Origin of the sequence: Methylobacterium marchantiae, from assembly GCF_042679825.1 — a bacterium.
Classification (GTDB): domain Bacteria; phylum Pseudomonadota; class Alphaproteobacteria; order Rhizobiales; family Beijerinckiaceae; genus Methylobacterium; species Methylobacterium marchantiae.
The window spans coordinates 1-21,201 of record NZ_JBHTND010000037.1; the positions used below are offsets into that span (position 1 = coordinate 1).

A 21,201-nucleotide genomic window follows, 5' to 3' on the forward strand; every position below is an offset into this window, starting at 1 on the left:
CCTTGTCGAGGTCCAGGGCGTAGACGATGTTCGGGAAGGGCGTGTGCACGTACATCATGTTGCCGACGACGAGAGGAGAACCCTCGTGGCCGCGAAGGACGCCCGTCGAGAACGTCCAGGCAACCTGCAGCTGCTTCACGTTGCTGGCGTTGATCTGGTCGAGCTTCGAATAGCGCGTGTTGGCGTAATCGACCGTCTGAAGAACGGGATCGTCCGCGCAAGCCGGGCCGTGCGCGACGAGACAGATCAGCAGGCCCGCGACTCGGAAGCGGCTTCGCATCGGCGGTTCTCGATGTCTCGTGCGTTTCGAAGGGGCTCGTCTATCATCACGGAGGGATCGGATTCCGTGGTCAGTATGTCGCTGCCATGGCCGCGACCATCCTTGCCATCGGGCCCGAACTCGTCTATGCGCCGCACCTCGCGTTCGCTCCGGCTGGGGGCTGAACGGACGGTGCCGGCCTGTCCGGCATGCGGAGTTCGCTCCATCGTCCCGTGTCTCCGCCTTCGATCAACCGCTCGGGCCTTCAAACGGCTCGAAGGGCTTGGCGCCGGGTGAAACGCGTTGAACCGGCCCGACGATCGACATCCGCACATCCGTGCCGTCGGGCCCCTTTTGCTATGAAGGGCCCGTTATGCCTCTCTACGAACACGTCTTCCTGGCGCGCCAGGACGTGACGTCCCAGCAGGTCGAGACCATGGTCGAGACCTACAAGGGCGTCATCGAAGCCAATGGCGGCAAGGTCGAGAAGATCGAGATGTGGGGCGTGAAGTCCCTCGCCTACCGCATCAAGAAGAACCGCAAGGCGCATTTCACGCTCCTCAACGTCGACGCCCCCCCGGCGGCGCTCGCCGAGATGGAGCGCCAGATGCAGATCTCCGAGGACGTCCTGCGTTTCATGACCGTCCGCGTCGAAGAGCTCGAATCCGAGCCGTCGGCGATGATGCAGAAGCGCGACCGCGACGATCGCAAGGATCGCGAGCGCGGCCGTCGTCGTGACGACGAAGGCTTCGGTGGTGGTGGATTCGGTGGCGACCGGGATCGTGGTGACCGCGGCGATCGCGGCGACCGTCCCGAGCGCAGCTTCGGCGGGGAGAACTAAGCCATGGCATTCGGTGCTGGACCTGGTGCGGCTCCTGCCGCTGGTGGCGGTGCGGGTGGCGGACGTCGTCCGTTCTTCCGTCGTCGCAAGACCTGCCCCTTCTCGGGCGCGAACGCGCCCAAGATCGACTACAAGGACGTCAAGCTCCTGTCGCGCTACGTCTCCGAGCGCGGCAAGATCGTTCCGTCCCGCATCACGGCGGTGTCGGCCAAGAAGCAGCGCGAACTCGCCCAGGCGATCAAGCGCGCCCGCTTCCTCGGCTTCCTCCCCTACGTGATCAAGTAAGCCGCTGTCCCGGCCCGGCTCTGCCGGGCCGGGACCTCTGCCGCCTGAGCGGCAGTGTGCAGTCGCGCTCGCGCCGCCTCAGGCGGTGAAAGCTTTTCGTACCGGTAGCCGATCCGCTGCCGGACGTCGTTGGGGCGAGATGAAACGCCTCTAACCCTGCCCTTTTTCCGGGACAGCGGGACAGCGGGATCGATGACACAGTTTCTCGGTATCGGCATCGGCGCGGGCCTCGTCTCCGCACTCCTCTTCGGCGTCCTGCTGAAGGGCACGCTGCTGTCGATCGTCCTCTATCTGCTCGCCCCGCTCCCGATCCTGATCGTGGGCCTCGGCTGGAGCCACAAGGCCGCGCTCGTCGCCGCCGTCACGGGCGCCATAGCGCTCTCCTTCCTGCAGCCCTTCCTCGGCCTCGGCTTCCTCGCCTATCTGGCCCTGCCGGCCTGGTGGCTCGCCTATCTCGCGCTGCTCGGACGCCCGAACGCCGACGGCACCATGGAATGGTACCCGACCGGGCGACTGCTCGCCTGGACCGCCGGTACGGCCGGGCTCGCCTTCGTCGCCATCGCGGTCATCGCCTCGCCAAACTTCGACACCTTCCAGAACCAGCTCCGCGGCATGACCCGGACTCTGGTGAAGACGCAGGGTCAGGCGCGCGCGACGCCTCCCGCCGCGACACCGGCGGAGACACCCTCGAATAAGGGCGAGCCCGGCGAGGGCGCAGCCAATCAACCGAGCACACCCGCCGAGACCGGTACCGACCAGCAGAACGCTGTGGCCGATGCCCTGGCGACGATCGCGCCGGGATTGGCGACGCAGGGCCTCGCCGTACTGCTCACCTTCTATCTCTGGGCGGCCGCGCGGATCGTGCGCATCTCAGGCCGCCTGCCCAGGCCTTGGCCCGACATCCCCTCGACGGTGATGCCGCGCTCCGTCCTGGCCATCCTGGGCGCGGCCTTCCTCCTCGCCCTGGTGCCCGGCTATCCGGGCGTCCTCGGCATCGCGCTGATCGGCGCGCTGACGGCGGCCTTCGCCATGCAGGGGCTCGCCGCCTTCCACGACCGCAGCCGCGGCCGGCCAGGGCGTCTTGCCCTGCTGTTCGGGCTCTACCTGATCCTGTTCTTCACGCAGGGCGTCGCCCTGCTGGCCCTGACGCTGTTCGGCCTCGCCGACACCGCCTTCAACCGGCGCCGTCCCAAGGAGGACGCCGGACGAACCTGAGCCCCGTCCCCGCATCGCGCGGACAGGACTTTCCTTATCACCCGAACCAACCCGACAAGGACCAAGACCATGGAAGTGATCCTCCTCGAGCGCGTCGCCAAGCTCGGCCAGATGGGCGAGACCGTGAACGTAAAGCCGGGCTACGCCCGCAACTTCCTCCTCGCCCGCGGCAAGGCCCTGCGCGCCACCGCCGGCAACAAGAAGCACTTCGAGACCCAGCGCGCTCAGCTCGAAGCCCGCAACCTCGAGAAGAAGTCCGAGGCCCAGTCCGTCGCCGAGACCCTCGAGGGCAAGAGCTTCGTGCTGATCCGCCAGTCGGGCGAGACCGGCGTGCTCTACGGTTCGGTCTCCACACGCGATCTCGCCGAAGTCGTCACCGCCGAGGGCTTCACCGTCGGCCGCGATCAGTTCGCCCTCAACCAGCCGATCAAGACCCTCGGCCTGCACACCGTTCCGGTGGTCCTGCACCCCGAGGTCGAGGTGACCGTCACCGTCAACGTCGCACGCAGCCCCGAGGAGGCCGAGCGTCAGGCCCGCGGCGAATCGACCACCGAGCGCGAGGCGTTCAACCTCGACGACCTCGGCCTGGAAGTCGGTGCAGCCCTCGCCGAAGCCGGCGACGACCGCGAGTAAGCGATCCGCGCGAGCGGTGGACAACGGGGATCGTCGCCCCTGGGGGTTGACTGGTTCTACATTTGTTCCAGCATGGCGCCTGTCATCCCGGAAGGGGCGGCAGGCGTTTTTCGTGTTCGGTGCCACCAGACCACATCATCCCGAGGTGGTCTGGTGGCACGGAAGGCTGGTCGCAAGAATCGGCTAAGGTTCGGCTAACCATGCCCAGGCCATGGTCGTGCGGTAGCGGAGTGGCGCGGCGAAGGGTTCGCCGCGCGGTGTCGAAGAAGTCGGAGCCTCGAGTCAGCCCATGGCCCTGCCCAACGCCCTGACGGCGAATCTCCAGAGCGTCACGCAGGAATTCCGCGTCGCGCCCCACAACATCGACGCGGAGCAGGCGCTTCTCGGGGCGATCCTCGTCAATAACGACGCCTATTACCGGATTTCGGACTTCCTCCTGCCGGAACACTTCATGGAGGACGTCCACCGCAAGATCTTCGAGGTCGCCGCCTCCCTGATCAAGGTCGGCAAGCTCGCGACCCCGATCACGCTCAAGACCTATCTCGGCGATGCCGATCTCGGCGGCCAGACGGTGATGCAGTATCTCGCGCGCCTCGCGGCCGAGGCCACCACCGTCATCAATGCGGGCGATTACGGCCGGACGATCTACGATCTCGCCATCCGCCGCCGGCTGATCACCATCGGCGAGGATCTCGTCAACGGCGCCTATGAAGCGCCGGTGGAATCCTCGCCCCGCGACCAGATCGAGGGGACCGAGCGCCGGCTCTACGAGCTCGCCGAATCGGGGAAGTACGATGGCGGCTTCCAAAAGTTCTCCGAGGCCCTCACGACCGCCGTGGACATGGCGGCCAAGGCCTATCAGCGCGACGGAAAGCTATCGGGCATCGCCACCGGACTCGCCGATCTCGACGCGAAGATGGGCGGGTTGCAGCCCTCGGACCTGATCATCCTCGCGGGCCGGCCGGCCATGGGGAAGACCTCGCTGGTGACCAACATCGCCTTCAACGTGGCCAAGGCCTATCGCGGCGAGAAGCAGCCCGATGGGCGGATCGAGACGAAGAACGGCGGCATAGTCGGGTTCTTCTCCCTTGAAATGTCGGCCGAGCAGCTCGCCACCCGCATCATCGCCGAGCAGTCGGGCGTACCGTCCTACAAGATCCGCCGCGGCGACATCCGGCCGGAGGATTTCTACAAGATCACTGATGCCGCCCGCGACATGCAGACGATCCCGTTCTACATCGATCAGACCGGAGGCATCTCCATCGCGCAGCTCGCCGCCCGCGCCCGGCGCCTGAAGCGTCAGAAGGGCCTCGACCTCCTCATCATCGACTACCTGCAGCTGCTCTCCGGCTCGGGCAAACGCAGCGACAACCGCGTGCAGGAGATGACCGAGATCACCACCGGCATGAAGGCCTTGGCCAAGGAACTGGCCGTGCCGATCATTGGCCTGTCGCAGCTCTCGCGTCAGGTGGAGAACCGCGACGACAAGCGTCCGCAGCTCTCGGACCTGCGCGAATCGGGCTCGATCGAGCAAGATGCCGACGTGGTGATGTTCGTGTTCCGCGAGGAATACTACGTCAACAACAAGAAGCCGCGCGAAGGCACCGAGGAGTTCTTCGCCTGGGAGGCCGAGATGAACCGCGTGCATGGCAAGGCCGAGGTCATCCTCGGCAAGCAGCGCCACGGCCCCACCGGCACGGTGGAGCTGCAATTCGACGCCAACATCACGCGCTTCTCGGATCTTGCGAGCGAGGATCGCATGCCCGCGCGCATGTGATCGGCCGCTCGTTCGGCATGAAGGTCGCTTGCACGAGGCCCAGGCTTTCATGGCGGCGGGACTCGCATGATTGCCGGAGTGAATTTTCGAGAGCACTCGTGCTATCGCGCAGCCGTTCGAGACACCTATCCGGCGGGGAGAGACCGATCACCGCGCCCGAGCGAGACAATGCGATGGCGATCATCGACGCGATAGCCGCCGCCCACGGCGCACGCCTCACCATCGATCTTTCGGCCATCGCCGAAAACTGGCGACGCCTCGGTGCGCAGGCGCCACACATCACCTGCGCCGCCGTGGTCAAGGCCGATGCCTATGGCTGCGGTCTGGCGAAGGTCGCGCCGGTCCTGTGGGGAGCCGGCTGCCGGACCTTCTTCGTGGCCCATGCGAGCGAAGGCGTGACCGCACGGTCCGTTCTGCCGGAGGCCGTGATCTATGTCCTGAACGGCCTCGTTCCCGGCAGCGGCCCCGCCCTCATGGCGCACGCCCTGCGTCCGGTCCTCGGATCGCGCGAGGAGCTCGACGAATGGGCGGCTCTCCGCGCCGAGACAGGCCGACCGCTCCCTGCGGCCCTCCATGTCGATACCGGGATGAACCGGCTCGGCCTCACGATATCCGAAGCCCTCGCGCTCGCAGGCGATCCGATCATCGCTGCGGCCGGGATCGATCTGCTGATGAGCCACCTCGTCAGTGCCGAGCTACCGGACGAGGCGATCAACCGGCGCCAATGCGAGGGCTTCGCGCAGATCATCCGCGCCTATCCCGGTATTCCGGGGTCGCTGGCCAATTCCTCGGGCTGCTACCTCGGCGACGGCATCGCGAACGATCTGCTCCGGCCGGGCTACGCCATCTTCGGCGGCAATCCGACCCCTGGACGGCCGAACCCGATGCGGCCCGTCATTCGCCTCGAAGCGCCGATCGCCCAGGTCCGCGAGGTGAAGGCCGGAGACGGCGCCGGCTACAATGCACGCTGGATCGCGTCCGGTCCACGACGGCTGGCGACCCTCTCGGTCGGCTATGCCGACGGCTATCCGCGCTCGGCGAGTGGACGGGGCCACGCCCTCGTCGGCGGCGTCCCCTGCCCCATCGTCGGCCTCATCTCGATGGACCTCGTCATCCTCGACGTCACCGATGCGCCGGCAGCACGTCGTGGCGGACCGGCGACCCTCATCGGCGACGCTCTCGACGTGGACAGTGTCGGCCGCGCCGCCGGGACCATCGGCTACGAAATTCTGACCAACCTTGGTTCACGATATGTTCGGCATTATGTAGGATCGATAGATTGATCCAACCCGCGACCTCATCCTGAAGTGACCGTGTCAGCGGGCCTCGAAGGAGGCCTCCCGATCCCTCAAAGCGAGCTGGAAACCTCCTTCGAGGCCTGCGCTAAGCTCCGGCACCTCAGGATGAGGGCGGTGGCCTGGATCGGCGGATAACGGCCGTCAGTCTCTTCGAGCGGCGATCCACTCACAAGGCGACCATGGCCAAGATCCACCAGACCTTCGTCTGCCAGTCCTGCGGCGCCGTCTACAACCGTTGGCGCGGGCGCTGCGAGGCGTGCAACGGCTGGAACACGATCGTCGAGGAGACAGGAGCGACGGGTCCGCAGGCGGGGCCGGTCAAGACACGGCCGAGCCGGTCGCGCGGGCGGGTGTTTCCTCTGGAAGGCCTCACCGGCGAGGCCCGCGAGGCGCCGCGCATTCCCTCCGGTATCGGCGAACTCGACCGGGTGACCGGAGGCGGCTTCGTGCGGGGATCGGTGATCCTGCTCGGCGGCGATCCCGGCATCGGCAAATCGACCCTGCTGATGCAGGCCACCGCCGCCATGGCGCGCACCGGCGAGCGCGTGGTCTACATCTCGGGCGAGGAGGCGGTGGCGCAGGTGCGGCTGCGCGCCGAACGCCTCGGCCTGTCGAGCGCGGCGGTGGATCTCGCCGCCGAGACCAATGTCGAGGACATCGTCGAGACCCTGTCGCAGGGCCGCCCGCCGGCCCTGGCCATCATCGATTCGATCCAGACCATGTGGACCGAAACGGTGGAATCCGCGCCCGGCACGGTGACACAGGTCCGCTCCTCGGCCCAGTCGCTGATCCGCTTCGCCAAGACCACCGGGACGGCGGTGATCCTCGTCGGCCACGTGACGAAGGACGGGCAGATCGCCGGTCCCCGCGTGGTAGAGCACATGGTCGACGCCGTCGCCTCGTTCGAAGGCGACCAGGGCCACCATTTCCGGATCCTGCGCGCGGTCAAGAACCGCTTCGGTCCCACCGACGAGATCGGCGTGTTCGAGATGACCGATCGCGGTCTCGCCGAGGTGCCGAACCCCTCCGCACTCTTCCTCGCCGGCCGCGACCATGCGGCGCCTGGTACGGCAGTCTTCGCCGGCATGGAGGGTACGAGGCCCCTATTGGTGGAGATCCAGGCTCTAGTGGCTCCTTCCTCGCTCGGCATGCCGCGTCGCGCCGTGGTCGGCTGGGACCCGAATCGCCTGTCGATGGTGCTCGCGGTGTTGGAGGCCCATGGCGGCATCCGCCTCGGCACCCACGATGTCTACCTCAACGTCGCCGGCGGTCTCCGGATCAGCGAGCCGGCGGCCGATCTCGCGGTGGCCGCCGCCCTGGTCTCGTCGCTCTCCGGCGCGGCACTGCCGGCCGAGACCGTCTATTTCGGCGAGATCGGCCTGTCGGGCGCGATCCGTCCGGTGGCGCAGGCGCCGTCGCGGTTGAAGGAAGCCCTGAAGCTCGGCTTCGCCAAGGCCGTCACGCCACAGGGGCGAACCGAGAGCGGCGACAGTTCCCTACCCACCGAAGCCCTGCGCCACATCGCCGATCTGGTGGCCGGTATCGCCAGCGGCGCGCCCAGACGCGGCCGGCCGGAGCGAAATCCGGCGCGCTACGAGGACGACGAGTAGGATCGAACCGTCGACCGTTCACTCCTTCAGCCGGAACGGATTGAAATCCGTGTTCCGGTCGAAATGGTCTTCGCCCTCTTCCCGCTTCAACCAGGCGATGAGAAGCAGGCTCAACGGCAGGGCAGCGATCTCCCAGGCGACCTTCAGCATCCAGGCGCCGAGCATGATGCGGAGGAGCTCGTCCGTGCCGAACACGCCGCCGAAAGCGAGGAGAACGAAGATCCCCGTGTCGAGACCCTGCCCGAGCACCGTGGAGGCCACGAGGCGCAGGGCGAGGAAGCGGCCGGACGAGCGCAGCTTCATCTTGGCGAGCACGTAGGAATTGAGGAACTCGCCGCAGAGATAGGCGGTCATCCCGGCGAAGGCGGCACGCGGGGTCGAGCCGAGGACGGTCTCGAAGGCGGCCTGATGCGGCCAGAACGGTGCCGGCGGCAGCGCAGCGGCGATCGTATAGGCGACGATCCAGACAAGTTGCGCGGCAAAGCCCGCCCACACAACGCGCCGGGCGCTGGCATAACCATAGACCTCCGTGAGCACGTCCCCGAAGACGTAGGAGAGAGGGAAGACGATGACCGCCGCGCTGAAGGTGAGACCGCCGACCGTGACGATCTTGCCGGCCAGGATCAGCGACATGATCAGCGTGGCGCTGAACAGGCCGGCGATCGGCACCAGATGCTGTCGTCGAGGGTCGGCCATGGCATCTCGGTGGATCAGGCGATCGGGATCTCGTGCGGCGACGTCCAGCGTATCGGACGGGCGGGAACGAAGGTGTGAAGCCCGGAGGGTGACGACCGAGTTCGCGCAGGATATACAGGCGCGGCGGCGAGGGGGAGCCGCACGAGCAGGCCATCGTCAGCCCCTCTGCCCCGTGCGACCATAGCGCTCAATGCCGTTTTCCGTTCTCGATCTGGCCGTTCTCGGCATCGTCGTCATTTCGGCCCTGCTGGCCGCCGTCCGGGGAGCGACGCGCGAGGTTCTCGCCATCGTCGCCTGGGTCGCCGCCGCGGCCGTCGCGTGGAAGCTCTATCCCCTGTTGCTGCCCACCGTGAGCCAGCACGTCTCGAACGCCACCGTGGCTCTCGTGGCCTCGATCGCCACCATCTTCCTCGCCACGCTGATCGTCGTGTCGATCATCACTGTGAAGGTCTCCGACATGATCCTCGATTCGCGCATCGGTGCGATCGACAGGTCTCTCGGCTTCGTCTTCGGTGCCGGACGCGGCTTCCTTATTTGCGTGATCGGCTGGGTGTTCCTGGCCTGGCTCGTGCAAGGCAAGATGCCCGATTGGGCCGCCCAGGCGCGCAGCCGTCCCGTGCTCGAGAAATCGGGAGACGCTCTGGTGGCGCAGCTGCCGGAGAATCCAGAGGGGTTTCTGAAACAGTTCAAGAAGCCCAAGGCCGTCGATCCCGTCGAACCGGCCGGCGAAAGCGATGCGCCGCCCGCACAGCGCCGGACCGAGGCGCCCACGCGACGCTGACCCCTCTCGGACAGCGGCTCTGGTCTGCGCGGCGAGGCGCTTGGTTGCGGAACGAAGGCCGACTAAATGACGGGCTCCTGCAGGAGAGGCCGTCGTCGTAAAACGGTCGCACGAGGCAGGCCGGTTCGTTGATGGTGCCGAATCCGGCAGCGGCGGACCACCCTTAGGATCGCAGAACCAGATGTCAGCACGCAGCGCGAGCGCCCGCCATTCGGTCGACGTGGTGGATGGGCTGGACCGGGACGGAGACACGCTGCGCGAGGAGTGCGGCGTCTTCGGTATCTTCGGCCATCCGGACGCCTCGGCGATCGTGGCCCTGGGTCTTCACGCCCTCCAGCATCGCGGTCAGGAGGCGGCGGGCATCGTCTCCTTCGACGGCGACATCTTCCATTCCGAGCGCCGGCCCGGCCTCGTCGGGGATTCGTTCTCAGACCGCTCCACCATCGAGCATCTCGAGGGCTCGGCCGCCATCGGCCACGTGCGCTACTCGACGACCGGCGGCACCATCCTGCGCAACGTCCAGCCGCTCTTCGCCGAACTCGCCAGCGGCGGCCTGGCAGTGGCCCATAACGGCAACCTCACGAACGCTCTCTCGATCCGCCGCGATCTCGTCCGCGATGGCGCGATCACCCAGTCGACCTCGGATACCGAGGTGATCCTGCACCTCGCCGCCCGCAGCCGCGCTCCGCGCATCGTCGAGCGCTTCACCGAAGCGCTTCGTCAGGTCCAGGGCGCCTACGCCATCGTGGCGCTCACCAACAAGAAGCTCATCGGCGCCCGCGACCCGCTCGGCATCCGCCCCCTGGTCATCGGCGAACTCGACGGCCGCTACATCCTGGCCTCAGAGACCTGTGCACTGGACATCATCGGCGCGAAATTCATCCGCGACGTCGAGAACGGCGAGATCGTCGTCATCTCGGAGGATGGCATCGAATCGATCCGCTTCGCACCGGCGCAGCCGATGCGTCCGTGCATCTTCGAATACATCTACTTCGCCCGTCCGGATTCCGTGGTGAACGGCAAGAGCGTCTATTCCGTCCGTAAGAATATCGGCCATGAACTCGCCCGCGAATCGGCGACAGCCGCCGATGTGGTGATCCCCGTGCCTGATTCGGGCGTTCCTGCGGCGCTGGGCTTTGCCCAAGAGACCGGCCTGCCATTCGAGATGGGCATCATCCGCAACCATTACGTCGGTCGCACCTTCATCCAGCCGACCCAGTCGGTGCGCGAACTCGGCGTGCGGATGAAGCATTCGGCCAACCGCGCCGTGGTGGAGGGCAAGCGCATCGTCCTCGTGGACGACAGCCTCGTGCGCGGCACCACTTCGGTGAAGATCGTCCGGATGATGCGCGAAGCCGGTGCGAAGGAGGTGCATTTCCGCATCGCCTCGCCGCCGATCACCTATCCGGATTTCTACGGGATCGACACGCCCGAGCGCGAGAAGCTGCTCGCCGCCACCCACGATCTCGAGGGCATGCGCCGCTATATCGGCGCGGATTCTTTGGCCTTCCTGTCCATCGAAGGCCTCTACAAGGCGATGGGCGAGGAACGGCGCGACGATGCCTGCCCGCAATATACCGACCATTGCTTCACCGGCGACTATCCGACCGGCCTGACCGATCTCGCCATCGCCGGGCCGAAGCGTCTCGCGATGCTCGCCGAAGCGGATTGATCCAACCCATGACGAAGCTCCTCGACGGCCGTATCGCCCTCGTGACCGGTTGTTCGCGCGGCATCGGCCGGGCGGCGGCCCTGGCCCTCGCAACGGCCGGCGCGCACATCATCGCCGTCGCCCGGACGCAAGGGGCTCTCGAAGAGCTCGACGACGCGATCCGCAAGGCCGGTTCGAGCGCCACCCTCGTCCCCCTCGACCTCACCGATTTCGATGCCATCGATCGGCTCGGTGCCAGCATCCATGAGCGCTGGAAGAAGCTCGACGTGGTGGTGGGCAATGCCGGCATCCTCGGCAACCTGACGCCGTTGGGCCACGTGACGCCGAAGACCTGGGCTCAGGTGATGGACATCAACGTCACCGCCAACTGGCGCTTGCTCCGGTCGGTCGATCCGCTGCTGCGGATGTCGGATGCGGGCCGCGCGATCTTCGTCACCTCCGGCGCCTCGCAGAAATGCCGGGCCTATTGGGGGCCGTATTCGGTCTCGAAGGCCGCGCTCGACGCGTTGGTGCGCACCTATGCGGCCGAGACGGAGACCACTGCGATCAAGGCGATGCTGCTCAACCCCGGCCCGTTGCGCACCTCCATGCGCAAGGCGGCGATGCCGGGCGAGGACGAGACGCTTCTGAAGACGCCGGAAGATCTGGCACCGCATTTCGTGCGCCTCGCGAGCCCGGCCTGGGATCAATCCGGCAAGATCTACGATTTCCCGAGCGACCGCGTGCTGACACCGCAGATGGCGGCTTAGCGAACTCTCATTTTCCCTCTCACGACCTCATCCTGAGGCGCCGAAGCGAAGCGCAGGCCTCGAAGGAGGGCTCCAGACTCCGCAGAGCGATCTGGAACCCTCCTTCGAGGCCGCTACGCGGCACCTCAGGATGAGGTCTGGGACGGGATTTTCCCCGGCTTCCCAGGGTCCGACCATGATCGACGTCCGCTGCATCTGCGCCATCGGCCAACGTGGGCAACTCGGCCTCAACGGGCAGCTGCCGTGGGAAGGCAACACCGATCCGCTCTTCGTCGAGGACGTGACGCGCTTCTTCGCGCTCACTATGGGCCACGTGCTGATCGCCGGCCCCAAGACCGTGGCCTCGGTGCCGGACTTCGCCTTCAAGGATCGCACCATCGACGTCATCCGCAGCCACGAGTATCCAGAGGAGGTACTCAAGCGCTATCCCGGCCGGCGCATCTTCGTCGGCGGCGGTATCACGGTGTGGAACGTCTACGCCAAGTACATCCAGAACTGGGACATCACCCGCCTGCCCTATGATGGCGAGGCCGACCGCTGGTTCGATCCGGCCTGGCTCGTCGGCGGGGCGTTGCGGGGCTGAAGGGCAACGACGGGCCGTCCCGGGAGTTGTTACCGATAGCCTCCTAGGATGACCGCATGACCGCCCACAGCTACCGTTTCGGCATCGAGGAAGAGTACTTCCTGGCCGATGCCGAAACGCGGGGGACGCCGCGGCGGTCGGTGAAGCCGTTCCATACGGAAGCCGGCGAGCGCCTGCCCGAGATTGGGCGCGAGATGCTGCAGTGCCAGGTCGAAGTCTGCACCCCGCCCTCCACCGATTTTGCTGAGGCGCGAACAGTCCTGGCCGGGCAACGCGATGCCCTTGGCCGACTCGCCAGGAACCATGAGCTTCTGGTCTTTGCCGCCGGCACGCATCCGGTCGCGGATTGGGCCCGGCAATTGCCGACCAAGGGCGAGCGCTATCGCGGCATCCTCAAGGATGTGGGTTTGGCGGGACGGCGCAGCCTGATCTGCGGCATGCATGTCCATGTGGAGGTACCGGACCCTCAAGCCCGCATCGACCTGATGAACCGGCTGCTGCCGTTTCAGCCCCTCCTGTTCGCGCTCTCCGCCTCGTCTCCGTTCTGGCAGGGCAAGCCGACGGGTCTCACCGCCTACCGCCTCAGTGCCTTCGGCGAATTGCCGCGCACCGGCCTGCCGCAGCTCTTCTCGGGCCCCGAGGCCTACGAGCGCTATCTCAGCATCATGACCAGGGCCGGCTCGATCCAGGATGCGAGCTTCCTGTGGTGGTCGCTGCGGCCATCGATCAAGTTCCCGACTTTGGAACTGCGCGTGGCCGATTCTTGCACGCGGCTGGAGGATGCGCTCACCGTGGCGGCTCTGTTCCGCTGCCTCGTGCGGTGCGTCGTGCGCCGGCCGGAACTCAATGCCGACCTCGACGGCGTCTCGCGCGCGCTCGCCGAGGAGAACCTCTGGCGCGCCCAGCGCAGCGGTACGGAAGCCGAGATCATCGACGAGGCCAGTGAGGACGCCCTCCCCTTCGCGGACGCCCTCGATCAGGTCCTGGCCCTCATCGACCCGGATGCGGATGCACTGGGCTGCGGCGAGGAAGTGGAGAGGGCGCGGACTATCGTTCGCGAGGGCACCAGCGCCGATCGTCAGATCGCGGTGTTCGAAGCCGCCCGCGACAAGGGCCGCACCAACCGGCAGGGACTGGACGACGTGGTGGATTGGCTGAGCGCGACGACCTGTGGAGCCTGAGCGTCAGCCCTTGTTTTCCTTGTCGAACGGGTTCTTCGAGGTCCGCAGCGACAGACGGATCGGCACGCCAGGCAAATCGAAGGCCTCGCGCAGGTTATTGACGAGGTAGCGGGTGTAGGATTTCGGAAGGCCGTCGAGCTGGTTGCCGAACAGGGCGAAATGCGGCGGGCGGCTCTTCACCTGCGTGGCGTAGCGGATCTTGATGCGGCGGCTCGCCACCGCCGGCGGCGGGTTGCGCTGGGTCGCTTCGTTGAGCCAGTCGTTGATCTTCGAGGTAGAGATGCGCTTGTTCCAGACCTCGAAGGTCTCGGTGACGGCCTTCATCAGCGTGTCGATGCCGTCCCCGGCGAGCCCCGAGAGCGGCACCACCGAGACACCGCGCACCTGCGGCAGCAGGCGCGTGCAATCCTCGCGCAGCTTCTTCAGAAGGCCGGGCTGGTCCGCCACGAGATCCCATTTGTTGAGGCCGATGACGAGCGCCCGGCCCTCGCTCTCGATGAGATCGACGATGGTGAGGTCCTGCTTCTCGAACGGGATCGTGGCATCGAGGAGCACAACGACCACCTCGGCGAAGCGTACGGCGCGCAGGCCGTCCGACACGGCCAGCTTCTCGAGCTTGTCGTCGATGCGCGCCTTGCGGCGCATGCCGGCGGTATCGTGGAGCTTGATGCGGCGGCCGCGCCATTCCCAGTCGAGGGAGATCGAATCGCGGGTGATGCCCGCTTCGGGGCCGACGAGCAGGCGCTCCTCGCCGAGCATCCGGTTGATCAGGGTCGACTTGCCCGCATTGGGGCGGCCGACGATGGCGACCTTCAGCGAGCGGTTCGACGGATCGTCGTCGTATTCCTCGTCCTCGTCGTCGAGCTTGGGCAGCGCCTCGGTGAGCGCGTCGTGCAACTCGCCGATGCCCTCGCCGTGCTCGGCCGAGAACGGGATCGGGTCGCCGAGCCCCAGCGAGAAGGCTTCGTAGGCGCCCGACAGGCCGGTGCCGCCCTCGGCCTTGTTGGCGATGAGCACAACCGGGCAGCCGGCACGTCGCACCAGTTCGGCGAAGGGCTGGTCGGCGGGCAAGATGCCGGCACGGGCGTCGATGACGAACAACACCACATCGGCTTCGAGAATCGCGGTCTCGGTCTGCGCGCGCATGCGCCCGAGGAGCGAATCCGCGTCGGCCTGTTCGAGGCCGGCCGTGTCGATGACGCGAAACACCAATCCGCCGAAGTTGACGTCGCCCTCGCGCCGATCGCGGGTCACGCCGGGGCGATCGTCCACGAGAGCGAGCTTCTTGCCCACCAGACGGTTGAAGAGGGTCGACTTGCCGACATTCGGCCGTCCGACGATAGCGACGGTCGGCATGTCCATGGTGGTCTCGATTCAGTCGTCGTACAAAGAAGAACGTCGTGCAGGCGGCGTGCCGGATCCGGCTCAGCGCGTCACGGGCGGGGGTGCGGCGGGCTCGGCCGCGGGCGCCGCTGTCACAGTGACCGGTCCGCCGGCCACCAGGGCGGCATAGACCTCGATGCGCTGGCGAAGGTTGGCCGGCGTCTGAGGATCGGCGATGATCTGGTCGAACCAGCGCCCGGCGGCATCGTACTCGCCGCGTTTCAGCGCCACGAGGCCGAGCATCTCGCGAGCGGTGTGACGGAACGCGCCGGTCGGGGCAGCGAGGCCCTGCAGGCTGGCGAGCGCCGGATCCGGGTTCGGCTGATCGAGGCGGATCAGCGCCGCGCGCAGACGCGCGAGATCACGCAGGCCATCGTTGAGCTTGGTGTCGGCAGCGAGGGCGTCGTACTCCGCCGCACCGGCGGACGCGTCGCGCTTGGCGGTCTCGGTGGCAGAGCGGAAGCGCGCCAGCATCCGGTAGCCGGCCGGAGAATCGCCTTCCAGCGCCTCGAAGGCCTTGTCGGCCTCCAGGCTCTTGCCGTCCTTGGCGAGGCGATTGGCGGCCTCGAACTTCTCGGAGGCCGCCTCCGCTCGCACGCGCTGGTCGTGCTGCCAGTAGCGATAGCCACCGACGCCGGCCACCACGAGCACCGCCACGGCGATGATCAGGCCACTATAGCGCTTCCAGATCTGAGCGACCTGATCGCGGCGATAGTCTTCGTTGACCTCGCGGATGAACTCGTTGTTCTCGGCCATGTCGTCTCACGCCGACCGCGATACGATCGGCGGCCTTGAGGAAAACCAAGCCCGGCGCCTAGCACAGCCCGGCCGGCTTGGCGACTGGCTAGTCTCAGGCCTGACCCGGCCAGGCGGCCACGCCGATGAGGAGCGGGTGGAGATACTTGGCGAAGGCGAACCATACGACGAAGCCGACCACGACCGCGATCGCGTCGTTGCGCCAGCCCGCCGGAGCCGCGACCGCACCGTGCTGGGCGGCCACCGCCCCAGCCGAGAGGGCCCGACGCTTGGCGCTGATCCGGGCGATGACAGCCCAGGCGAGGAAGCTGCCGAACAGGAGGATCGAGCCGAGGTCGCCGTTGGCGAGGAGGTGGGCGGTCGTCCAGATCTTTACCGCGAGCAGCATCGGATGCTTGGCCCGCGCCCGGATGTGGCCGGGCAGGTAGGCCGACGCCATGGCGATGAAGGCGAAGAGGGTCAGCAGCAACGCGAGATGGCGCGTCCAGACCGGTGGATTCCAAACCGCGATATAGCCGTTCGCGCGATACTGACCGAACCCGTAGGCGATGAGCACGATGCCGAGCACCGACAGGAAGGTGTAACCGAGCTTGTAGCGGCTCTCGCCCACGTCATCGATCACACCGGCCCGCTTGGCCCTGAGCATGGAGAAGGCGTGCGTGCCGAGAAACAGCACGAGGCCGAGGATCAGGATGAGCATGAGGAGCCTTCGAATCGTGCCTGTGGATCGATGGATCCGCGTCAGGCCGGGTGAAGCAGACTGTAACGGTTCAAAACCCAAACTCGGTCGGATGTCCAGGCTCACCCGATGACGCGGCTCCTCGCTCTGCTCCTGTTCGTTCTGATCTCCGGCACTGCCGCGGCACGGGGGGAACCACCGCTCTCGGCCCTGACGCTCGTCGGAGGGCCGACGACTATCTTCAAGGCCGGCCGCGATGCCTGCGACGGGGCGGACGTTCCGGACGCTTCGGCGCGCGCCTTCCGGGATTCCTCCGGCGACGTCGCCGTGTTCGGGATGCACTATCGCAACAGGGTCTTGCGCGGTCCCAGCCTCGACCAGCTCAAGCTCGACTGCGCCGTTGTGCTCGAGTCCGGCGAGAAGGCCGATCCGGCGGCCTATGACGACCGCTCCTGGATCACCGCCACATGGACTGACGACGGCGTGGCGGTCTCGGCCCTCGTCCATCACGAGTATCAGGCCAACGAGCACGAGGGCCGCTGCAAGTCCAAGGTCTATATCGAGTGCTGGTATAACACGATCGTCGTCGCCACGTCAGGCGACGGCGGGCGCAGCTTCGGCCGAACCGAGCCGCCGACGGTGGTGGCAGGCGCTCCGTTCCGTCAGGAGGTCGGCCAAGGGCGGCAGCGGGGGTTCTTCAACCCGTCGAACATCGTCGCCGATGGGCGCTGGCGCTACGTTCTCATCGCCACCACCGGCTGGTCGACGGGGGGCGACGATCAATCCGCCGGCGTGTGCCTGTTCCGCACGGACAAGCCCTCCGACCCGTCACGCTGGCGCGCCTGGACCGGGCTCGGCTTCACCGCCTCCTTCCCCGATCCCTACACCAAGCCGACCCTGCTCTCCGAGACATGCAAGCCGCTGGAACCGTTCCCGGCTCCCGTCGGCGCGCTGGTGCGCCACCGCGCCACCGGCGCCTGGATCGCGGTGTTCATGGCGGCCGCCGGCGGGCGGTTCCCGGAATCCGGCTTCTACTGGACGACGTCTCGGGATCTCCTGACCTGGGACCAGCCACGCCTGCTCCTGGGCGGATCGACGCTCTACGACGATCCGTGCAAGGCCAAGGGCGATCTCATCGCCTATCCATCGCTCCTCGACCCCAGGGCTACCGGGCGCAATTTCGACGATGCCAGAGACACCGCCTACCTCACCTACGTCACCCTTCGCCGGGAGGGCTGCACCGTGACCTCGGACCGCGATCTCGTCCGGCGGCCGCTGGCGATCAAAGTCTGGCCGTGACTCCATCCATGCCTATCTGCGGGCGACGGAGAGATCGGACATGACCGAGCATTGCGTCGCCTGGGCGGATCAGGCCGAGACCAAGTCGCCGAACGGCGTCGGCAAGCGCCATCTCGCAGGCGACGGGGCAAGCCTCGTGCGCATTTCCATCCCGGCCGGAACCAAAGCCGGACGGCACAGCCATCCTCACGAGCAGTTCGTGCAGGTGCTGGAAGGGTCCGGCACCCTGGAGACCGAACGAGGATCGATGGCGTTCGGACCGGGGAGCGTGTTCCACTTCCCACCCGAGACCTGACACGCGGCCGAGTTCGCGAGCGATACGGTTCTGGTGGAGGTGAACCTCCTCCCATCCTCGCATTCACGCTTCGTCTGAGCCGTCGTTGCGGAATTGCCCTTCGCGCGTCAGGTCGATGAAGGCCTTCAAGGCGGACGGCACGTGGCGGCGGCCGGAATAGCAGAGGTGAAAGCCGGGAAATGGTGGGCACCAATCCTCCATCAACCGCACGACTCTGCCCTGCGCCAGGGCCTCCGCCGCGTAGCCCTCGAACACGAAGGCGAGACCGATGCCCTGACTGGCCGCTTCGACCATGAGTTCCTGGTCGCCGAAGGTCAGCGATCCCGCAACGGGAACGTCGCAGGTCCGTCCGTCCTTCTCGAACTTCCAATCGAACAGGCGGCCACTGGGAAAGCGCTGGCGGATACAGGCGTGCAAGGCGAGATCCTGCGGGCTTCGCGGCACCCCGTGCCGGTCGAGATAGGCCGGAGAGCCGATGACGGCGAAACGCTGCTGGCCGCCGATGGGCAGGGCGATCATGTCCTTCGCCACGCGCTCGCCCATCCGGATGCCCGCATCGAATCCTTCCGCCACCACGTCGGTCATCGCGTTGTCGCCGGAGATCTCGACGGCGACGCCAGGATGGCGCGCCAGGAAGCGCGCCAGCAGCGGCATGAGGACGAGTCGGCAGGCCGCGCCCGGAGCGTTGATCCTGAGACTGCCGGTGACCTCGTCGCGGAACAGTCGCGTGGCGTCTACGGCCCCGGCGATCTCGGCCAAGGCGGGATGGAGCCGTGCGAGGAGGATAGCTCCCGCCTCCGTCACGGCGACGCTACGTGTCGTGCGGTGAAGGAGACGCACGCCTATCCGTGCCTCCAGACCGCGCAGGGCGTGGCTCAGGGCCGAGGGCGAGACGCCGAGTTCCACGGCGGCCTTGCGAAATCTGCGATGCGTCGCGACGGACGCGAAGGCGGCGAGATCCGACAGGTCGGCACGCTGCATTGATGAAACCCGTTCAACAGCTCATGCAGGATTGTCCAACTTATCGGAAGAGATCGATCCTGTCAGAGTTCGCCCATACGGCGAACAGGACTTGTCCGATGCAGAAGCGGCCCCTCGGCACCACCGGCCTCACCGCCCCCGGCCTCGGCTGCATGGGCATGTCCGAATTCTACGGGCCGACGGAAGATACGGCGTCCCTCGCCACGCTCGGCGCGGCCCTCGACATCGGCTACGACTTCCTCGACACCGCCGACACCTACGGGCTCGGGCACAACGAGGAACTGCTCGGGCGCTTCCTCGAAGATCGCCGCGATCGGGTCGTGCTCGCCACCAAGTTCGGCATCGTGCGCGATGCGAGAGGATCACGCCGGATCGACAACACACCCGCCTATATCGAAGCGGCCTGCAACGCGTCGTTGAAGCGCCTGCGCATCGAGACGATCGACCTCTACTATTGCCACCGCCGCAATCCAGAGACGCCGCTGGAGGAGACCATGGGCGCCATGGCGAAGCTCGTGGATTCGGGCAAGGTCCGGGCGCTCGGCCTCTCGGAAGTCTCGCCCGCGACACTGCGGGCCGCGCACGCCATCCATCCCATCGCGGCGGTCCAGAGCGAGTATTCCCTCTGGAGCCGGGCACCGGAGGACGGGATGCTGGAGACCTGCGACGAACTCGGCGTGACCTTCGTGGCCTATTCTCCCCTCGGCCGTGGCTTCCTCACCGGGGCCATCGATCCGAAAGCCCTGAGCGAGGGCGATTTCCGCAAGGGTAACCCGCGCTTCCAGGGCGAGGCCCTGACCCGTAACCAGCGCCTCGCCGACGCGCTCGGCGCTTTTGCGGCCGCTCGCGGTGCGACCGCCGCGCAAATCGCCCTGGCATGGCTGGTGAACAAGGCGCCGCGCGTGGTGCCGATCCCCGGCGCCCGCCGCGCGACGCGGCTCGCCGAGAACGCGGCGGCCGTGGACCTCGTCCTGTCGTCGGACGAGATCGCGGAACTCGACGCGCTGTTCTCGAACGATGCGGTGGCAGGTGCGCGCTACGCGGCCGGCGGAACGGCTGGGATCGAGGTCTTATGATGATGCGACGGCAGGCAAAGCCATCTCGGTTCTTCGCCGATTGCACGGGGCCGATGTCGCGACCGGCTAATCCATCTTGCCGCTACGGACGGCTCACTCCCATTCGATTATCTAGACAGCATATAACCAATTGAAATTGCTGTAAAAAACGTGCTGACGGCGAGAAGAATCCGACCCAGAGGCCGTCAAAAAGTTACGCTTTTGATTTTAAAGGAGAAACCGCGACAAAATATTTTTTGAGGTTTCGCCAGCTATCGGGGACAATTCGTCGATATTCTGCGGCTTGCATAGATCGGCGGTGTCATCGCTCGCGTCGCAAAGTACCGTCACCGAACGCATATCACGCAGCGGAAGACAACGCCATCGAACAGGGCGAGCCACTCTTGTCTCGCTGCCTAATTCCGAATCCAAACGTGGTCGCGGTGATAGGCCAGGTAGGGCCGGTGGTCATCACGTAACGCCAGCCTCGGCGCCTCATTGAGGGCCAGCGCTTCTTGCGCTGCATCCTCCAAGTGAACAGAGGGCAAAACCTTTCCATCGTCATCGAATGTCACCAAGCCCGCGTCGAATGCGGCGTCCCACAAGGCAGAAAGCAGAAGTCCGTTATACACGTCGAGCCGTTGAGCATCCGTCTCACAGCGAGCCCATGGCATCATATGCGACGCTCGCAGGAGATCTGGACTGCAGATCCCACTCATCGGGCAACGCCCGTTCCAATACTCCATCAGGGCATCTCTAAAAATATTCTGCCCGATCCTGAACTTCTGTGCACCCTCGCCTTCGGTATCGCCAATGCCCGCGACGGCCTTCTCATATTTCTCAAGGGGAAAATTAGGGAGACTGACCGATAGCTGGTACACAGCCTGCACCCCTGCATGCAGGTCGTCTCGGGTAGCAAACACGAAGGCCGCTGCATGGCCCTTAGCACACGGGGATACAGGTGGAGCTCCCAGAGTTCGCGCCACGCCCTGGTGCATCACGGACAAAAAGAACGGTCCGGAGGGACTTGCGGCAGCCAGCCCGATTTCGGCCGGCGCGCTGGCCGAACGGAAAAAGATCCAGCCGGCTGCTTCTTCGGGACCGATCCGGTAGCCGTGATCGTTCGCCGCGTCGCGCAGCTCCGAGAGTAGTGCGAACGGATAGGTCATCAAA

At 66.4% G+C, this 21,201-nt stretch carries 21 protein-coding genes and 1 pseudogene; 15 read left to right on the forward strand and 7 right to left on the reverse strand.

Annotation, left to right across the window (positions count from 1 at the left end; all coding sequences use genetic code 11):
• Positions 1–280 (reverse strand): annotated as a pseudogene (locus ACFQ4G_RS19360) (PQQ-dependent dehydrogenase, methanol/ethanol family); the annotation flags it as partial.
• Positions 281–632: 352 nt separating this feature from the next.
• On the opposite strand from ACFQ4G_RS19360, the gene rpsF reads away from it, so the two are divergent.
• The 7 genes from rpsF to radA all read left to right on the forward strand — a co-directional run bounded on the left by rpsF (position 633) and on the right by radA (position 7,918).
• Entirely contained in the window at positions 633–1,100 is a 468-nt protein-coding gene (gene rpsF, locus ACFQ4G_RS19365; protein WP_027172148.1) for a 30S ribosomal protein S6, read from the forward strand.
• Positions 1,101–1,103: 3 nt separating this feature from the next.
• Positions 1,104–1,385, forward strand: coding sequence for a 30S ribosomal protein S18 (gene rpsR / locus ACFQ4G_RS19370; protein ID WP_238209240.1), 282 nt, complete (start codon positions 1,104–1,106; stop codon positions 1,383–1,385).
• A 192-nt stretch (positions 1,386–1,577) separates the two neighbouring features.
• The gene (locus tag ACFQ4G_RS19375; protein ID WP_238209239.1) at positions 1,578–2,600 is read left to right on the forward strand and encodes a DUF2232 domain-containing protein; all 1,023 of its coding nucleotides are present in this window, start codon (positions 1,578–1,580) and stop codon (positions 2,598–2,600) included.
• A 69-nt stretch (positions 2,601–2,669) separates the two neighbouring features.
• Entirely contained in the window at positions 2,670–3,233 is a 564-nt protein-coding gene (gene rplI, locus ACFQ4G_RS19380; protein ID WP_018045051.1) for a 50S ribosomal protein L9, read from the forward strand.
• 289 nt (positions 3,234–3,522) lie between these two features.
• A complete protein-coding gene (locus tag ACFQ4G_RS19385) occupies positions 3,523–5,010 on the forward strand; it encodes a replicative DNA helicase (RefSeq protein WP_238209238.1) in 1,488 nt (495 codons plus the stop codon).
• 173 nt (positions 5,011–5,183) lie between these two features.
• Entirely contained in the window at positions 5,184–6,293 is a 1,110-nt protein-coding gene (alr, locus tag ACFQ4G_RS19390; protein WP_238209237.1) for an alanine racemase, read from the forward strand.
• A gap of 194 nt (positions 6,294–6,487) precedes the next feature.
• A complete protein-coding gene (gene radA / locus ACFQ4G_RS19395) occupies positions 6,488–7,918 on the forward strand; it encodes a DNA repair protein RadA (protein WP_238209236.1) in 1,431 nt (476 codons plus the stop codon).
• Positions 7,919–7,936: 18 nt separating this feature from the next.
• Here radA and ACFQ4G_RS19400 read toward each other — a convergent pair whose 3' ends face one another.
• Positions 7,937–8,614 (reverse strand): queuosine precursor transporter, encoded by a 678-nt coding sequence (locus ACFQ4G_RS19400; RefSeq protein WP_238209235.1) that lies wholly within the window; start codon positions 8,612–8,614, stop codon positions 7,937–7,939.
• Between the two features lie 190 nt (positions 8,615–8,804).
• Between ACFQ4G_RS19400 and ACFQ4G_RS19405 the strand changes: the two genes are divergently transcribed.
• From ACFQ4G_RS19405 to ACFQ4G_RS19425, 5 genes are all read left to right on the forward strand, one after another.
• Positions 8,805–9,395, forward strand: a complete 591-nt coding sequence (locus ACFQ4G_RS19405; RefSeq protein WP_238209234.1) for a CvpA family protein — start codon at positions 8,805–8,807, stop codon at positions 9,393–9,395.
• A gap of 181 nt (positions 9,396–9,576) precedes the next feature.
• On the forward strand, positions 9,577–11,067 hold the full coding sequence (purF, locus tag ACFQ4G_RS19410) for an amidophosphoribosyltransferase (RefSeq protein WP_238209233.1): 1,491 nt from the start codon (positions 9,577–9,579) through the stop codon (positions 11,065–11,067).
• Positions 11,068–11,075: 8 nt separating this feature from the next.
• Positions 11,076–11,816, forward strand: a complete 741-nt coding sequence (locus tag ACFQ4G_RS19415; protein WP_238209232.1) for an SDR family NAD(P)-dependent oxidoreductase — start codon at positions 11,076–11,078, stop codon at positions 11,814–11,816.
• Between the two features lie 175 nt (positions 11,817–11,991).
• Positions 11,992–12,399: a dihydrofolate reductase gene (locus tag ACFQ4G_RS19420; protein WP_238209231.1), complete on the forward strand. Its 408-nt coding sequence runs from the start codon at positions 11,992–11,994 to the stop codon at positions 12,397–12,399.
• A gap of 56 nt (positions 12,400–12,455) precedes the next feature.
• Entirely contained in the window at positions 12,456–13,580 is a 1,125-nt protein-coding gene (locus ACFQ4G_RS19425; protein WP_238209230.1) for a carboxylate-amine ligase, read from the forward strand.
• 3 nt (positions 13,581–13,583) lie between these two features.
• On the opposite strand, the gene der is transcribed toward ACFQ4G_RS19425, so the two are convergent.
• The 3 genes from der to ACFQ4G_RS19440 all read right to left on the reverse strand — a co-directional run bounded on the left by der (position 13,584) and on the right by ACFQ4G_RS19440 (position 16,419).
• Positions 13,584–14,942 carry a ribosome biogenesis GTPase Der gene (gene der / locus ACFQ4G_RS19430; protein WP_238209229.1) on the reverse strand — a complete coding sequence of 453 codons (1,359 nt, stop codon included), beginning with the start codon at positions 14,940–14,942 and terminating at the stop codon, positions 13,584–13,586.
• A 63-nt stretch (positions 14,943–15,005) separates the two neighbouring features.
• Complete coding sequence (locus ACFQ4G_RS19435; RefSeq protein ID WP_238209228.1) at positions 15,006–15,719, reverse strand: tetratricopeptide repeat protein; 714 nt, start codon at positions 15,717–15,719, stop codon at positions 15,006–15,008.
• A 94-nt stretch (positions 15,720–15,813) separates the two neighbouring features.
• Positions 15,814–16,419, reverse strand: a complete 606-nt coding sequence (locus ACFQ4G_RS19440; RefSeq protein ID WP_238209227.1) for an NnrU family protein — start codon at positions 16,417–16,419, stop codon at positions 15,814–15,816.
• A gap of 108 nt (positions 16,420–16,527) precedes the next feature.
• Here ACFQ4G_RS19440 and ACFQ4G_RS19445 point away from each other — a divergent pair, with 108 nt between their 5' ends.
• Together ACFQ4G_RS19445 and ACFQ4G_RS19450 are read left to right on the forward strand one after the other, a co-directional pair.
• The gene (locus ACFQ4G_RS19445) at positions 16,528–17,697 is read left to right on the forward strand and encodes a hypothetical protein (protein WP_238209226.1); all 1,170 of its coding nucleotides are present in this window, start codon (positions 16,528–16,530) and stop codon (positions 17,695–17,697) included.
• A gap of 40 nt (positions 17,698–17,737) precedes the next feature.
• Entirely contained in the window at positions 17,738–17,992 is a 255-nt protein-coding gene (locus tag ACFQ4G_RS19450) for a cupin domain-containing protein (protein ID WP_238209225.1), read from the forward strand.
• 63 nt (positions 17,993–18,055) lie between these two features.
• Here the strand turns inward: ACFQ4G_RS19450 and ACFQ4G_RS19455 are convergent, their stop codons facing one another.
• Positions 18,056–18,973, reverse strand: coding sequence for a LysR family transcriptional regulator (locus ACFQ4G_RS19455; RefSeq protein WP_238209224.1), 918 nt, complete (start codon positions 18,971–18,973; stop codon positions 18,056–18,058).
• Between the two features lie 98 nt (positions 18,974–19,071).
• Here ACFQ4G_RS19455 and ACFQ4G_RS19460 point away from each other — a divergent pair, with 98 nt between their 5' ends.
• Positions 19,072–20,049, forward strand: a complete 978-nt coding sequence (locus ACFQ4G_RS19460; protein WP_238209223.1) for an aldo/keto reductase — start codon at positions 19,072–19,074, stop codon at positions 20,047–20,049.
• 395 nt (positions 20,050–20,444) lie between these two features.
• Here the strand turns inward: ACFQ4G_RS19460 and ACFQ4G_RS19465 are convergent, their stop codons facing one another.
• Positions 20,445–21,197, reverse strand: a complete 753-nt coding sequence (locus ACFQ4G_RS19465; RefSeq protein WP_238209222.1) for an HNH endonuclease — start codon at positions 21,195–21,197, stop codon at positions 20,445–20,447.
• Positions 21,198–21,201: the final 4 nt, after the last annotated feature.